The organism is Methyloprofundus sp., assembly GCF_965251085.1.
GTDB lineage: Bacteria > Pseudomonadota > Gammaproteobacteria > Methylococcales > Methylomonadaceae > Methyloprofundus.
The window spans coordinates 4719275-4734795 of sequence record NZ_OZ252594.1; the positions used below are offsets into that span (position 1 = coordinate 4719275).

The 15521-nt window shown below is 41.5% G+C and carries 10 protein-coding genes; 4 read left to right on the plus strand and 6 right to left on the minus strand.

Features of this window, described 5'->3' with window-relative positions:
• Positions 1-2: 2 nt before the first annotated feature.
• Together glnE and ACQY3F_RS22300 are read right to left on the minus strand one after the other, a co-directional pair.
• Entirely contained in the window at positions 3-2852 is a 2850-nt protein-coding gene (glnE, locus tag ACQY3F_RS22295) for a bifunctional [glutamate--ammonia ligase]-adenylyl-L-tyrosine phosphorylase/[glutamate--ammonia-ligase] adenylyltransferase (RefSeq protein WP_428357323.1), read from the minus strand.
• A gap of 545 nt (positions 2853-3397) precedes the next feature.
• Complete coding sequence (locus ACQY3F_RS22300; RefSeq protein WP_428357325.1) at positions 3398-5140, minus strand: DEAD/DEAH box helicase; 1743 nt, start codon at positions 5138-5140, stop codon at positions 3398-3400.
• Positions 5141-5399: 259 nt separating this feature from the next.
• Here ACQY3F_RS22300 and ACQY3F_RS22305 point away from each other — a divergent pair, with 259 nt between their 5' ends.
• The 3 genes from ACQY3F_RS22305 to ACQY3F_RS22315 all read left to right on the plus strand — a co-directional run bounded on the left by ACQY3F_RS22305 (position 5400) and on the right by ACQY3F_RS22315 (position 8523).
• Positions 5400-5810 (plus strand): hypothetical protein, encoded by a 411-nt coding sequence (locus ACQY3F_RS22305; RefSeq protein ID WP_428357326.1) that lies wholly within the window; start codon positions 5400-5402, stop codon positions 5808-5810.
• A complete protein-coding gene (locus ACQY3F_RS22310) occupies positions 5792-6796 on the plus strand; it encodes an IS630 family transposase (protein WP_428353111.1) in 1005 nt (334 codons plus the stop codon). The genes ACQY3F_RS22305 and ACQY3F_RS22310 overlap by 19 nt, the downstream gene beginning before the upstream one ends.
• 161 nt (positions 6797-6957) lie before the next feature.
• Complete coding sequence (locus tag ACQY3F_RS22315) at positions 6958-8523, plus strand: tetratricopeptide repeat protein (RefSeq protein ID WP_428357328.1); 1566 nt, start codon at positions 6958-6960, stop codon at positions 8521-8523.
• A gap of 27 nt (positions 8524-8550) precedes the next feature.
• Here the strand turns inward: ACQY3F_RS22315 and ACQY3F_RS22320 are convergent, their stop codons facing one another.
• Both ACQY3F_RS22320 and ACQY3F_RS22325 read right to left on the minus strand, forming a co-directional pair.
• Positions 8551-9891: a sigma-54-dependent transcriptional regulator gene (locus ACQY3F_RS22320; RefSeq protein WP_428357330.1), complete on the minus strand. Its 1341-nt coding sequence runs from the start codon at positions 9889-9891 to the stop codon at positions 8551-8553.
• Positions 9888-11351, minus strand: coding sequence for a sensor histidine kinase (locus ACQY3F_RS22325; RefSeq protein WP_428357331.1), 1464 nt, complete (start codon positions 11349-11351; stop codon positions 9888-9890). The genes ACQY3F_RS22320 and ACQY3F_RS22325 overlap by 4 nt, the downstream gene beginning before the upstream one ends.
• Before the next feature lie 255 nt (positions 11352-11606).
• On the opposite strand from ACQY3F_RS22325, the gene ACQY3F_RS22330 reads away from it, so the two are divergent.
• Positions 11607-12320, plus strand: coding sequence for a YdcF family protein (locus ACQY3F_RS22330; protein WP_428357333.1), 714 nt, complete (start codon positions 11607-11609; stop codon positions 12318-12320).
• 25 nt (positions 12321-12345) lie between these two features.
• On the opposite strand, the gene ACQY3F_RS22335 is transcribed toward ACQY3F_RS22330, so the two are convergent.
• Together ACQY3F_RS22335 and pepN are read right to left on the minus strand one after the other, a co-directional pair.
• On the minus strand, positions 12346-12837 hold the full coding sequence (locus ACQY3F_RS22335; RefSeq protein ID WP_428357335.1) for a PaaI family thioesterase: 492 nt from the start codon (positions 12835-12837) through the stop codon (positions 12346-12348).
• Positions 12838-12860: 23 nt separating this feature from the next.
• Positions 12861-15518: an aminopeptidase N gene (pepN, locus tag ACQY3F_RS22340; RefSeq protein ID WP_428357337.1), complete on the minus strand. Its 2658-nt coding sequence runs from the start codon at positions 15516-15518 to the stop codon at positions 12861-12863.
• Positions 15519-15521 lie beyond the last annotated feature (3 nt).

Consider the following 15521-nt stretch of genomic DNA (forward strand, 5'->3'; position numbering starts at 1 on the left):
TCCTAGGTCATTATTACTTGCCAGATATCAGCAATCTGCTGGCGAATGACTACTAGCTCGTCTTGTGCGATTAAGGCTTTATTGCCCTGCAGGGCTTCTTTGTGCCCCCGGTCACGGAAGATACAATAGGCTTTTTTTAGGGTACTCACATATTCTTCAGAGAGTAATTGCTGTTCTGCAAGGGTATCTAATAAGCGCATATTATCGGTAAATTGCGTTAGTTCGGGGTGTTTTTCCGAATAAGCCAATACATAGTATTGCACTATAAATTCTATATCGGTAATGCCACCTTTGCCCTGCTTTAAGTTAAAGGTTTGTAGATTGCTACTATCCAGTGAGTCACGCATTTTCTCGCGCATTTCCCTGACTTCCTGTTTTAAATCCACCTGGTTTCGCGCTACAGTTAACACGCTATTGCGAATAGCTTGATATTTAGCTTCGGTCCCTGTATCTCCGGTAATATAACGTCCGCGCACTAGTGCCTGGTGCTCCCAGGTCCAGGCTTCTTTTTGCAGGTACTGCTCGTAGCTATTTAGTTGCGTGACTAATAATCCAGACTCGCCATTCGGGCGCAGCCGCATATCAATTTCATACGCCATGCCGGATAACATCTGGGTGTTGAGTAAGCTGCGTACGCGTTGACCTAAGTTGGCATAAAACTTAGCGCTAGTGATTTGTTTTGGTCCATCGGTCAGCGCGTTACTATCCTGATAATCATGAATAAAGACTAAATCCAGGTCAGAGCTATAACTCAGCTCTATACCACCTAATTTCCCAAAACCCACGATACCAAAATGCATGTTCTGTACACTGGCACCGGGTGGCAGGCCGTGTTTTTCAGTCAGAATGGTCCAGGCAATTTTGACCGCCTGTTGCAAAATAACTTCAGCGATATAACTGAGTTCATCACTCACTACCATTAATGGTACTGCGCCCATAATATCCGCAGCAGCAACACGCAGCACATTGATTTGCTTGAAGTTACGTAGAGCAATCATGAGCTGTTCTATATCGCCAGCGTCAATTTTTGCAATTTGTGTGCTTAATTGTTGTTCCAGTGCTGCTTTATCCAAAGGCTCGTAGAGTGAACGTGTATCTAGTAATTCATCAAACAGGGAGGGATATTGAGATAAATATTCACCAATCCATGGGCTCGCTGCGGTGAGGGTAATTAATTGCTGTAAGGCGTGCTCATTTTCAACCAATAATGATAAATACACATTACGTCCCGCCATGGCTTCAAATAATGCACATAGTCGCTGTAAGGTCGCATAGGCGTTTTGATCTTTAGCTAGCATATCCAGAATTTGTGGCATCAACTTATCCAGCGTATTTGCCCCTTTACGACTTAAGCGTTTAATCGTTGGGTTAGCTTTAAGTTGCAACAGCCGGGTTAAAATTTGTTCGGGTTTACGATAACCTAGATCTGCTAGTTGATTCAAACTAGCTTCATCATCAGCGCGGCCCATCCAGATTTGTTCACTACTTTTGGGCGGAGCATCCACTTCCTGCATTGAAAAGACTTCGACAAATACATTTTGCACTTGTGTGCGTACTGCATCCAGTTCAGCTTTGAAGCTCTCCCAGTCTACATAGCCAAGAGAAAACGCTAAAATAGTCTGCTCAAGTTCTGTTTTAGGTAATTCGTGAGTTTGTTTATCCTGGAATTCCTGAATATGATTTTCGACTCGGCGTAGATAACGATAAGCACTGATTAAGTGCTGACTATCATTGACGGAGATCAGTCTTTTTTCGCCTAGCAGGGCAAGAATAGGTTGGATACTTCGCTGCTGTAATGCGCTATCTTGTCCACCGCGTATTAATTGAAACGCCTGGCCGATAAATTCAATCTCACGTATGCCGCCGGGACCAAGCTTGATATTATCCATGCGGTCTTTACGTTGTAGCTCCTGAGTAATCTGTTGCTTCAACGAACGTAATTCTTCAAAGGCGCTGAAATCCAGATATCGACGATAGATAAAAGGCTTGATCATCGCCATAAATTGCTCACCACCCTGCTTATTACCCGCAACGGGACGGGCTTTAACCATCGCATAGCGCTCCCATTCACGCGCCTGCGTCTGGTAATATTGCTCCAGACCTTCAAATGTCATAATCACTGGACCGCTATCCCCAAACGGACGTAAGCGTATATCCGTTCTGAAGACAAAACCATCCGCAGTTATTTCATCGAGAATTTTTACTAATTGCCGACAAATACGGCTAAAAAACTCACCGTAACTAGTCTCTTTACGATCTGCCAGTACACCATCTTGTTGATAGGCAAAAATTAAATCTATATCTGAAGAATAATTGAGTTCCCAGGCTCCTAGTTTCCCCATGCCTAAAATGATGAGCTGTTGTTCGCTACCATCTGATAGAACAGGGGTGCCGAATTTATGACAGGCATGTTGATATAAATAGTCTAGCGTAAATTGTATGCAGCTTTCAGCCAGTGCGGTTAAATCCAGTAGCGTTTCATCCAGTTCAGACCAGCCGGCTAAATCACGCCAGGCGATGCGTAGCATGTGTTTATTACGGAATTGACGCAGAGCTTTCATGAGCGCCACGTCATTCTGAATAGTGAAGCTGTAAAGCCGATTTTTATAATCGCCGCGTATTTCAGCATTTAATAAATCGCCACTATTTATTAAATCTAGCAAGAAGTTGGGTTGGCGGGCGCAGGTCTGCGCGACAAATTCACTGTAACAAAACACGCTAGGCAGTGTGGCGATGACTTGCTGATTTTCAGGTAGGTCCTGGTTTATTCGTGTTAGAGCATCAGTGAAATGCTGAATATGCAGATTTGCAGTATCGTGTAGTACAGAGGGAATATTATCTAGGGAAAACATGATGCTTCTCTATGTTAAGTGTAGTACTTTCATGCATTTAGAGCTATATAGAGCGGGACAACCTAGAAAAATCAGTTGAGCGCGAATTTATAGTGCAAGATATTGAATGAATAAAACACTTTCAAAAAATTTTAGATTCACCCGTAGGTTAAGCGAGAATTTTTTGGAAGTGCGGTGGAATCAAGAGCTTGTGCTAGAAAACGTGAGCAACTGATTTTTCTAGGGTCAAGGGTAACCACACCGAAACAAGCGGACTAAAGTCCGCTCTACGCAGGAAATAAAATCTACAACAAGCAATGGAAGCAGGGTCCTTAGGCAACTCGCAATAAATAACCCACCCACCTTGCTGGTCTTTTTGTCCATCTTCTGCGTTGTAGAAATAGTTACGTAGCTAGCTATGCTCCTATTTCTACGCCTTGAAGACAAACAAAAATCCTACGCAATATGGGTGGGTTATTTATTGCGCGTTACCTTAGTCCTTCCATTTCGATGCGGGACTAAAGATTCTGCTTCCAGGTTGACTAAATTATTTCGTGCATACTCCCCTAAGAAGGTTTATTTTTACGTGGATTTCTGCGTGGTTTCTTATCCGTTTTTTCACCACTTCTACGCGAGTCTTTGTTTTGTCTAGGTACCTCACCATCTTTAACTGGTGCAATACTTAATTTTTGTCCCGCTACGCGTGTTGCCTGTAAGCCCTGAAAAACCTCCGCTGGCATACCTTTCGGCAAGTCAACTATGCTAAAGTCATCATGCATATCAATCTGGCCGATTTCTTTACCATTCAATCCTGCTTCATTGGCGATTGCACCGACTATATTACCGGGCTTAGCTCCATGCTCTTTACCTACTTCAATACGATAGCGCTGCATACTGGTTTGTAATGCAGAACCGCCTTTACGTTTTACTGCGCTTCTATCACGATCTTTACCTCTATCAGAGCGCTCTTTGGTTTTAGCCGGTTTTTTCAATAATAAGGGCTCATCACCCTGTACTAGTTTTGCTAGCGCAGCAGCAATTTCATTGGCAGGAATATCGTGTTCAGTTTCGTACTGCTCAATAATTTTAGTGTAAAACTCTAGTTCTTCGTTAGCTAGGGTATCGGTAATTTTCTGCTTAAAACGATTAACGCGCTTGTCATTAATCATCTCAGTCGATGGCATTTCCATCAATTCAATGCGTTGCTTGGTGGCACGTTCAATTGCACTTAGCATGCGCTTTTCACGGGGTGCTACAAATAATATTGCATCTCCGGTTCTGCCAGCACGACCCGTACGGCCAATACGATGTACATAGGCTTCAGTATCGTAAGGAATATCGTAGTTAATGACATGACTGATACGTTGCACGTCTAATCCACGCGCGGCGACATCCGTAGCAACCAAAATATCCAGCTGGCCATTTTTTAATTTAGCAATAGTTTTTTCGCGCTGATTTTGCGCTAAATCACCATTAATGGCAGCAGCAGAAAAGCCGCGTGCTTCTAATTTTTCGGCTAGTTCAAGCGTAGAATTTTTGGTACGCACAAAAATGATCATGCCGTCGAATGTTTCAGCTTCCAGGATACGCGTTAAAGCATCCAGCTTATGCATACCACTGACGGTCCAGTAACGCTGATGAATGGTTTCAGCCGTCGTCGTTTTAACCTTAATAGTAACGTGTTCAGGATCACGCAGATAATTATTTGCTATGCGTCGAATAGCGGTTGGCATGGTGGCAGAAAACAAGGCAATCTGGCGCTGCTCGGGTAATTGCTCTAATACCCATTCAACATCATCAATAAAGCCCATGCGTAGCATTTCATCTGCTTCATCTAAAACCAGACACGTTAAGTTATTGAGCTTTAGCGTGCCTTTGCGCATATGGTCCATCACCCGACCTGGCGTGCCCACAACAACATGCGCGCCGCGTCTCAGCATGCGTAGCTGTCCTGAATAATCCTGTCCGCCATAAATCGGTGCTACATGAAATCCTTTAATAAATTTAGCATATGTTTGAAAGGCTTCGGCAACCTGTATCGCTAATTCACGAGTAGGCGCTAAAACCAGAACTTGCGGATCCTTTTGCTGCAGATCTAATTTTGATAATAAAGGCAAGGCAAAAGCGGCTGTTTTACCGGTCCCTGTTTGTGCCTGGCCGAGTACATCTTTACCTTCCAGAATTAAGGGAATGGTTTGTGCCTGAATCGGAGAGGGGGTTTCATAGCCCACTTCATCCAGTGCTTTAAATAGTGGGTCTATCAGGTTTAAATCAGAAAATTTTGGAAGTGATGATACTTCGGAGGTCATTAAGCGTTCCTACTTATAGTGTGTGCGTCAACTGAGTTATATCACTCAGTTGGGGTATACGATGAGTGTAGCAAGGCAGAGCATAATAAAAAGCTGCCAGATATTAAAATAATATGCTCTATAATACCCTAGATACCCAATTATTGCGCTATTATTATAATATACAGTCGCTTAGTGGGTTGTTTTTGCTCGCTGATTAACACTTTTCAGACTAGACATTCATTATTCAACATCACTACAGAATTATTTGGAGCTTTAAATGACCCGTGGCTGGAATGCATTTGACAATAATCAGGGTAAATTGTTATTTCTGGTCTGGAGTACTATTACAATACTGCTTGTTATTGCTTACTGGCCTAGTTTACATGGGCCGCTGATTTTTGATGATATTCAAAATATTGTAGAAAATCCTCTCGTTGCCATACATGATTTATCTTATGCTTCACTGCAACAAGCTTTGCTATCTAATGAAAGCGGCATATTAAAACGAGTTGTACCCGCACTTTCATTTGGTATTAACCACTATATGGCGGGTGGTTTCAATGATACTTTGCCCTTTAAATTAACTAACCTACTGATACATAAGTACTTACGCAAAATTAATTTAACGAAAAAAGGTGTCATAATAAACAATTATTTTGCTGACTCTAAATGTTTGTGCTCTATATAAAACACCTACTCCCAGAAGAAATTACTGCTTTAAATGTGATGCATAAAAACCATCCACTTCATTTAAGTAGAAGTCGAGCTCATGCTATTTTATTAAGTTTCAAAGAGCATTCTGTTCCCATGATTTGTTCTATTTATAACGTATGCCGCCAAACTGTTTCCACTTGGTTTTCTAACTGGGAAAAGAATGGAATCGATGGATTGGTTGACTGTCAGGGAAGAGGACGGCGAGGTATTTTAACTGAAAAACAACAAATAAGCTTAGTCCAGAGAGTTGAAAAATCTCCTAGATCATTAAAATCAGTACTAGCAAAATTTGAAGAAGATCTAGGCATTTCAGTTAGCATTGATACTATAAAACGTATTTGTAAACAAGCTGATCTTGTTTGGAAACGAGTTAGAAAATCCTTAAGGATAAAGCGTAATCAAGATAAATTTGATTTGGCAACCGATGAAATAAAAGAATTAATACAACAACATAAAGAGAATGAACTTGATTTGTGCTACTTTGATGAGTCGGGGTTTACACTAGAACCCTGTGTTCCTTATGCTTGGCAACAGTCAGGTGAGACGATTGAAATACCAAGCTCAAACAGCAAGCGTCTTAATGTATTAGGTTTTGTTAACAGAGATTGCAGGTTTGATTCTTTTGTTTTTGAAGGGAGTGTAAACACTTCGGTTGTTGTGGCTTGTATTGATGAATTTGCTAAACAGATTAAAAAACCAACAACTCTTATTATTGATAATGCATCGACTCATACGAGTAATGAATTTAATGAAAACCTTGAAAGGTGGAAAGAAAAAAACCTATCCATTTACCGTATACCGCCATACTCACCCGAGTTAAATATTATCGAGATTATATGGCGTAAAATAAAATACGAATGGCTTCCTTTTTCAGCTTATGAATCCTATGCCTCTCTTCAGGAAGAATTATTTAAGGTGCTGTCTAATATTGGAAAGAATTACAAAGTAGAGTTTGCATAAAAGGTTAAATTAATTTTGCATGGGTACTTATAGTTAATAGCGGCCTGGTTTTGTACCTGCTAGTATCACTATGGCCGCTACTTAAATTCCCCAATCATTTCCCCAGAATTCAAGTCGCTTTAACGATTTTCCTGATCACCAGTCTTTGGGTTTTACATCCTTTGCAAGTGAGCACAGTAGCCTATGTTGTTCAGCGTATGACCAGCATGGCGGCAATCTCGGTTTTATTAGGCTTGTGCGTGTTTATCTATGGTCGCAAGATATTCCAGTATCACTACGCTCGTGGGCTAATTTTGATGTGTATTGGGGTCGTTGGCGGAACGATCTTAGGCCTGTTAAGTAAAGAAAATGCTGCATTAGTCAGTTGTTATGCAGCAGTGATAGAATTTAGTTTATTTAAGCGCGAAAATTTTGCAGCTAAACAAAAGTGGGGGTTGTTAGTATTTTACTTTTTATTAGTCGTGCTTCCTATCTGTCTGGTGCTTATTTATTATTTTGTTTCTCCAGGTAATCTTATTGCTAGTTACGAGGGAAGGCCTTTTTCTTTATCGGAGCGGTTGTGGACAGAAGCACGCGTACTGTGGTTTTACCTATACCTGATATTTATCCCAGATATCACCAATATGGGCCTGTTCCATGATGATATAGCGGTGAGTCATGGTTGGCTGCAGCCAGTATCAACTATAGTTTCAGTTATAGCCTGGGTCATGATGTTAATCATCGCATTTCTAGTACGTAATAGACTGCCAGTGTTTACCTTTGCTGTACTATGGTACCTGGTAGGGCATAGCATGGAATCCTCTTTTCTACCGCTGGAGTTGGTGTATGAACACCGGAATTATTTACCGAGCATAGGTTTTATTATTCTGCTCGGATATATTTTCATCAACAGCTTTGAATATTTATTTAAGCATCGTCAGAACAGTTTCATCAAACGCTATGCATTGTTGGCTATGAGTGTCGTTTTAATTGCCGGGCTAGTCTATGCAACTTTTTTAAGAGCAAGCTATTGGTCGAGTGAACGAAATATTTTTACCAGTATCGGTATCAATCATCCTAATTCAGCGATCAGTCAATATTTATATGCGGAGGTGCTGTTTAAAACAGACAATAACCCCCTGCTTGCTTACCCACATTACTTTAAAGCAGCCGAGCTAAATCCTGATGAAGTGGCCTTTCTGGTCATGACTATTTTGACTACGCCGCCTGAAATAATCGCAAATATACAGGATCAGCAATTAAAGCAAAGCTTATCTAGCAAGCATGTAGTGGATTTAATTTTACATCAGCCATTAAGTCCCTGGTCTTTAACTATTTTTCAAGCTGCCGGACAATGTATTATCAGCAGGCAGAGTTATTGCCAGCCACATACTCACGAAGTCATTAGCTGGTTGCACGCTGTTCTGAAAAGTCGCTATGTAGCGACAAAATATAAAAGACAATATATCCAGCAACTATATACCATTCAGATGCTTAATGGGATGCATCAGCAGGCTTTAACAACCATTAAGAAAGCCATAGCAAGATATGGGCGTGCGTTTCAGTATTTTATGATGCAGGCTGATGCATTGCAGGCTTTAGGACGTTATCAGGAGGCGTTAATCGTGTTGCAGGAAGCTGAAATGGGAGTACAGGGTCGCCGGCCTGATTTATTAAAAAAAGTGCAATATATGCGGCGGGTTATCACCCAAAAATACCGCTTGTACCAATCGCTGCCAGCAGGCTAAGTGGAGTGAGTGCAAGAGGGTATGAATTTATATATCCAGGTCTAATTTCTTTAGGCGATAGCGTAATGATCTAAAACTCATACCCAGTTGCTTTGCCGTTGCCGTGCGGTTCCACTTGTTTTGTTCCAAAGCTTCACTAATCGCTTGTTTTTCAATATCCTGTAAATATTCTTCTAAAGAACCTTGCGCAGGGTTATAACTCTCTGCCTCATAGGGTAGTGGCGGAGTAGTGTTCAGGTCTAAATCCTGCTCGGTAATTTCATCGCCTTCGTATAATGCCATGGCTCTTTCGAGAATATTTTCCAGCTCTCTTACATTGCCTGGGAAAGCATAACGTTTTAGTGCTTTAATGGCATCAGTAGATAATTTTGCCCTAGGCAGGTGATTATTAATGCAGATTTTGTTTAAAAAATGAGTGCATAATTGCGGTATATCCTCATAACGACTTCTTAGCGTAGGAACCGTTAGCTCGATGACATTGATACGGTAAAATAAGTCTTGCCTGAATTTACCTTCTTGAACCAGTTGGCCCAAATCCTGGTGTGTTGCACTCAGTAAGCGTACATCGACACTTTCTTCATAGGCGCTCCCAATAGGACGGATTTTCTTTTCCTGTATCGCCCGGAGTAGCTTGACTTGCAGAACCAAAGGTAAATCAGCGACTTCATCGAGAAACAAGGTGCCTCCCTTGGCCGCATCAAATAGCCCCTTTTTATCAGCTATTGCACCTGTAAAACTGCCTTTTTTATGGCCAAAAAACTCACTTTCGAGTAGTTCATCAGGGATGGCACCGCAATTTACAGCGATAAAAGGCTGTTCATACCGTGAGCTTTGGTTGTGTATTAAACGCGCAACGAGTTCCTTACCTGAACCAGACTCGCCGGTAATATAAACGGGTGCCTGGCTGCGTGCAATTTTGTTAATTTTTGCACGAATAGCGCACATAATTTCTGATTCACCTAATAAGGTATCTCGGGATCGTCTATCTTGTTCAGGTAAAAAATAGGTTTTTAATGCATTACTGACTAATTGCCTTAAGCCTTTAATGTCAACGGGTTTAGATAAAAAATCAAAGGCCCCCAGCTTCATTGCTTTAACTGCGATATCGGCATTACCGTGGGCAGTGACAACGATAACAGGCAAATCGGGGTGAGATTGCTGCATGGCCTGTAGTAGATCTAGGCCATCGCCATCAGGCAGGCGCATATCGGTGATACAAATATTAAAGGTATTTTCTTTTAATAAGGTCTGTGCCTGATGAATATTTTCTGCTGTGCAGGTATCAATATCCATGCGGTTAAGCGTGATTTCCAGCAACTCAAGGATATCCGTTTCATCATCAATAATTAAAGCGAGAGCATTTTTCATAACTGAATTATTTTCTGTTCTGCATTCATCATACAAAGTCTAAAATAACAACCCTGCTCATTTTTTAAACTATGGTAGCTTAGAACGCCCTTGTTTAATTCAGCGAGTCCACGAGAAATGTATAAACCCAGACCGGTGCCTGTGCTAGAGCTGGTGAAAAAAGGTTCAAATAAATTCTTCACTGATGCTTCAGGTACACCTGGCCCATAATCAATGACTTTGATAGTCGGTTGATTAAAATAAGTACTCACTTTGAGCCGTATCGGTTGATTAGACACATCACTGTATTTTAGTGCGTTTTCACAAAGATTATTTAATATTTGCGTTAAATGATTGGGATCAAATAATGTATCTTGAACACCCGCATCAACAGAGAGAGAAAAATGCTTGTTATGCTTGATGTGTTCTGATTTAAATTTCAGCAAATAGGCTTTTAACCAGCTAGCAAGGTGAATGCGCTCCACCTTGGAATTATCTTTGTGTGATAGCTGTAAAATTTCCTCAATGATGCTATTCATTCTTAAACTATGAGTTTGAATGATTTCAGTTAAGCGCTTTTCCTGAGAGGAGAGGTGCGGACATTCTGCTAACAGTTGCCCTGCATGACTAATGGCTCCCAGAGGGTTACGAATTTCGTGTGCAATATTAGCCGTTAACTGCCCCAAAGAAGCAAGCTTACTCTGCTGTACACGCTGATTATAAGCCACCTGATCTTCCAGAGTAATCATATAAAAAAGCATATGCCGAGTTGGTAAAGAGGTAAAGTTTACCTGTAAATCAATTAACTCCCTTGTAGATAAACGAATAAAACTTATATTCGGGTGTCTTAGCCAGTGTGTAAATGCATTTGCTAGCGGAAGAGAAATTTCAGTTAGTGTTGCTGGTAATCTATCTAGACCCAGTAATCTAGGGCATGCTTGATTATAACGTGTGATTTCTAGTTGCTGGTTAGTGATGATTATCCCTGATTGCATATTCTGGATAATGTATTGATTCAGTTCTTCTAGTGAAGTAATCGTTTGTTGGTGTTGCGCTGCAATACGTTCGGTTTGCTCGGTACGCTGGGCTAAAAAATAGGACAGTAAAGCGAGGGTAAAAAAACCTGCCCCTAGTACACCTGCATAGGGATATGAGACAGAACTGAAGCCCACCGCTTTATAGGCGTATGATTGCTCTGCAAATACAAATAAGCTTGCCATAGCAGCGAATAGCATAGCGCATCTACCGCCGATTAATAAACCTCCTGCAGCTGTAGAGACGAGCATTAATGCGCCGATACCACTGGTTATTCCCCCGCAGGCATGCATGATAATGGTTATCAAGACTATATCGGTAAATACCAGCATTTGAGCTTGCGAAGCATAGCTAGGGGTGCGCAGAATAATAAAAAACCAGCCTGCCAGGCTTACAAATAAATAAGTAAAACTGCTAACTAAGTATAATTGGCTATAACTCGGCACAATCAGTAAGCGACCTATCTGTGAGTAATACAATGCCAAAAACAGAAAGGATAAAACCAGGCGATAGAAATAAAAACTTTTTAATAAGAACCATGCCTGTCTTACCGGTATCTTATATCCCCTGGAAAAAGGGCAAGGTGAGATCACATTAGAATCTTGAGGCATATTAACTATGTTTAATTAATTATTTATATATCGGCAATGGATATTTTTATTATATATATTATAAAGGCATTATTATTGCCGTTGGGTAGCTTGATAATATTAAATATTATTGGCTTATGCTTATTTAAGCAGCATCCTTCGCTTGGGGTCATATTAATCAGCTTTTCTTTAGCCAGCTTGTTATTACTTAGTTTGCCTATTGTAGAAAAAAAACTGGCGGCAACACAGGAAATTTATCCGCCTCTTAATGTTGAAGCATTGCAAGCTTTCGCGGCACAAGCTATTGTTGTTTTAGGCGGTGGTCTACGAAGTCCGGCGCCCGAATATGTGGGGCAAGTGAGCCTAAAAGATCGAACTTTAGCACGGGTGCGTTATGCTGCTTTGCTGGCTAAACAAACACAGCTTCCTGTATTAGTGAGCGGTGGCAAGGTGTTTAAGAAAGACCTTCCGGCTGAAGCAGAGCTAATGGCGCTAGTGTTGAGAGATGAATATAATCAAACAACCCGCTGGCAAGAGACTCAAAGTCGTAATACCTTTGAAAATGCACAATATACGCAAAAAATTTTAAGTCGGCAGGGTGTACAACGCATAATCCTGGTTACTCATGCCTTTCATATGCGTAGAGCGGTGGAACAGTTTGAGTTACAAGGCTTTGTAGTGTTGCCCGCACCCACGGGTTTTTTCTCGCGTGCTGATGTAGACATCTTTAGTTTCTTGCCATCCGCAAAAGCACTGCAACATAGTTCCTTGGTGATACATGAATTAATGGGCCGTGCCTGGTATAAAATAAGGTATCAGGAATAGCCTTGCTCAACGAATTTTTCTAGCTTCAAGCTGCCTTATCTGCTTTTTTGTAACCCGCTGGGCGGATTGCTACTTTAGTCTGTATCAGCGTGCACAAAGAGCCGTCAGCCTGATAATAAGCATATTCAAATACGGGGGTACTTCTGCCTTTTGCGGCCAGATCAGTGCGAATTTGCTGTTCTTGCTCTGCCGAGAAACTAAAGCGTAATTCCAGGTCAGTTAAACCCTGGGCTCTAAAATCCAGGCTGAGAGACCTCGTCCAGACCGCATAATCAGGAAATATTTTCATACAGGCCATGGCGGCAATAGGGTCGGCAAGACAGGCCTGAAACCCGCCAAATAAACTACCTCCAATATTTGTGGCTATCCAGCTATGTGGTAGGCGAATTGTAATATGTCGCCAATCGGGGGATAAATCCAGCACTTTTATACGCATTAGCCAAAACGCTGGAAACCACTCGATTCTTTGTTTATCGGATATTAAAGTGGTATTCCAGATTAAGCGGCGTAAATTCATAAGTCAGCGCTATAAAAAATGTATCATTTAGCCAGGCTTTTACTGGCTATTTCGAACACATCTTTGGAGATGTTTTCACTACTGATAATGCGCTCTAATTGCTGTTGCATTAAATCCTGACGCTGTTTATCAAACTTGCGCCATTGGGTTAGTGCGCTGACCATACGAGAGGCAACCTGAGGGTTAAGACTATTTAAAGCTATCACCTGGTCGGCTAAAAATTGATAGCCCTGGCCATTTTTAGCATGGTAATGAATTGCATTAGCTTGGCTAAATGCGCTTACCAGAGAACGTACCCGGTTAGGGTTTTTTAAATCAAATGCGGCATGGTGTAATAAGGACTGGACGACATCAAAAGTTCCCTGCTGTGAGCTTGAAGCCTGTAGACTAAACCACTTATCAATAACCAAAGCTTCACCTTGCCATTGCTGATAAAACTGTTCTAAATACGCCTGTTTCTGTGGGTTTTCAGAGTTTACAATTGAGCCTAAGGCGGCAATCTGATCGGTCATTGTTTTAGCACTGGCAAATTGAGCATTGGCCAATTGGTAACTATTATCCGAATCTAATTGAGTTAAATAATCCAGACACAGGTTTTTAATTCTACGTTTGCCTATCGCCTCCGAGTTCAGCTCTCCTGTTTCGCCCTGGTTGTACTGTAAGTAAAGGGTCGTAAACTGTTCGCTTAAATGTTCCGCGAGGCTGCGCTTAACAAATTGCCGTGCAAGGTGAATAGCATCGACATCGACAACGAGCATTTGTTCCGCCAGATAAGTTTCAGCGGGTAAAGATAGTAGGCAGGCTAAATAGGATAAATCAGTTGTAGGTTGCTCCAAAATGGCTTTAAAGCTAGTTACCAGAATATCAGGAATAGCCAAATTCTTGTCTTGCTTAAGATTCTCGATTAACTCAAAAATGATGCTAGCGACTAATTGCTGTCCTGCTTCCCAGCGGTTAAAGCTATCATTATCATGTTGTAATAAAAAAGCCAGATCAATTAAAGGGCGTGAAATTTGCAATTTAACCGGTGCTGAAAAATCACGTAATATTGATAGTACCGGGTTACCCGTTACATTTTCAAAGACAAAATCCTGGGTTTGTTGGGTAAGCTCAAGGGTGAATTCTTTGTTCATCGAGGCAACATCTGACAAGTGAGCATCCATTACAGTGCCATTTGCAGCAAGTAGAGCGACTTTAATCGGGATATGCAATACTGCAGCGTTTTCCTGGCCCGGTATAGACTGACTCAAAGTCAGGTTGAATGTTTGTGTATCGGCATCATAGGCTTGCTCAACTTTAATCTCAGGGGTACCCGCTTGCGCATACCAGCGCCTGAACTGACTCAAATCCCTGGCATTAGCATCTTCCATGGCTTGTACAAAGTGCTCACAAGTGACCGCTTGACCATCGTGCCGTTGAAAATATAAATCCGCCCCTTTATGAAAATTCTCTGTGCCTAATATAGTACGGAGCATACGCACGACTTCAGCGCCTTTTTCGTACACCGTTAGGGTGTAGAAATTATTGATTTCTATATAAGCCTCCGGGCGGATCGGGTGAGCTAAGGGCCCTGCATCTTCGGCAAATTGGCGGGTACGAAGTGCATTCACATCATCGATACGTTTAACCGCTCTGGAGGTCTGATCCGCTGTGAACTCCTGGTCACGGAATACCGTAAAGCCTTCTTTCAAACTTAATTGAAACCAGTCACGGCATGTAATGCGGTTACCACTCCAGTTATGAAAATACTCATGTCCGATGACGCCTTCAATATGTTCGTAATCCATATCTGTAGCGGTATCCGGGCGAGCCAGGACAAATTTGGTATTAAATACGTTGAGCCCTTTATTTTCCATGGCTCCCATATTGAAATGTCCCACCGCGACGATCATGTATAAATCTAGATCATATTCACGCCCGTACACTTGCTCATCCCAGCGCATGGCATTTTTTAAAGACTGCATTGCATGTGCGCATTTATCCATATCATGCGTTTCTACAAAAATTTGCAGGGTAATATTACGCCCACTCATGGTGGTGAACTGGTCTTCAATGCATTCTAGTTGTCCAGCAACCAGCGCAAATAAATAGCAAGGTTTTTTAAAGGGGTCTTCCCAGGTAACCCAGTGACGATTGTCAATTAATTCGCCATGTGCCACTTTATTACCATTGGACAATAAAACTGGATAGAGCGTTTTATCCGCAATCAAAGTCGTGGTAAAGCGCGCCATCACATCAGGCCTATCCAGAAAATAGGTGATTTTGCGAAAACCCTGAGCCTCGCATTGGGTACATAACATATCATTAGAGACAAATAAGCCCTCTAATGCGCTATTAGCTTTTGGGTTAATAGTATTTTCTATTGCCAGGGTAAACGTTGTATTTTGTGGGACATCAATAATCGTTAATGATTCATCAGTAAGCGTGTACTGACTATCTGTCAGAGCCACGCCATTGACAGCCACGCTAATTAAAGTTAGCTCTTCACCTAATAGTTCCAGAGCAGCATGCTTAGCACTATTATCCGGATTGTGGGTAATCGTTAAGCGGGAGACCACACGCGTATATTCAGCTTCAAGAATAAAATTTAAATCAACCGTTTCGATTAAATATTTTGGTTCTTGATAATCTTTAAGGTATATGGTTTGAGGCTTTGCTTCTGATGTGTGTCTATTGTTCATGAT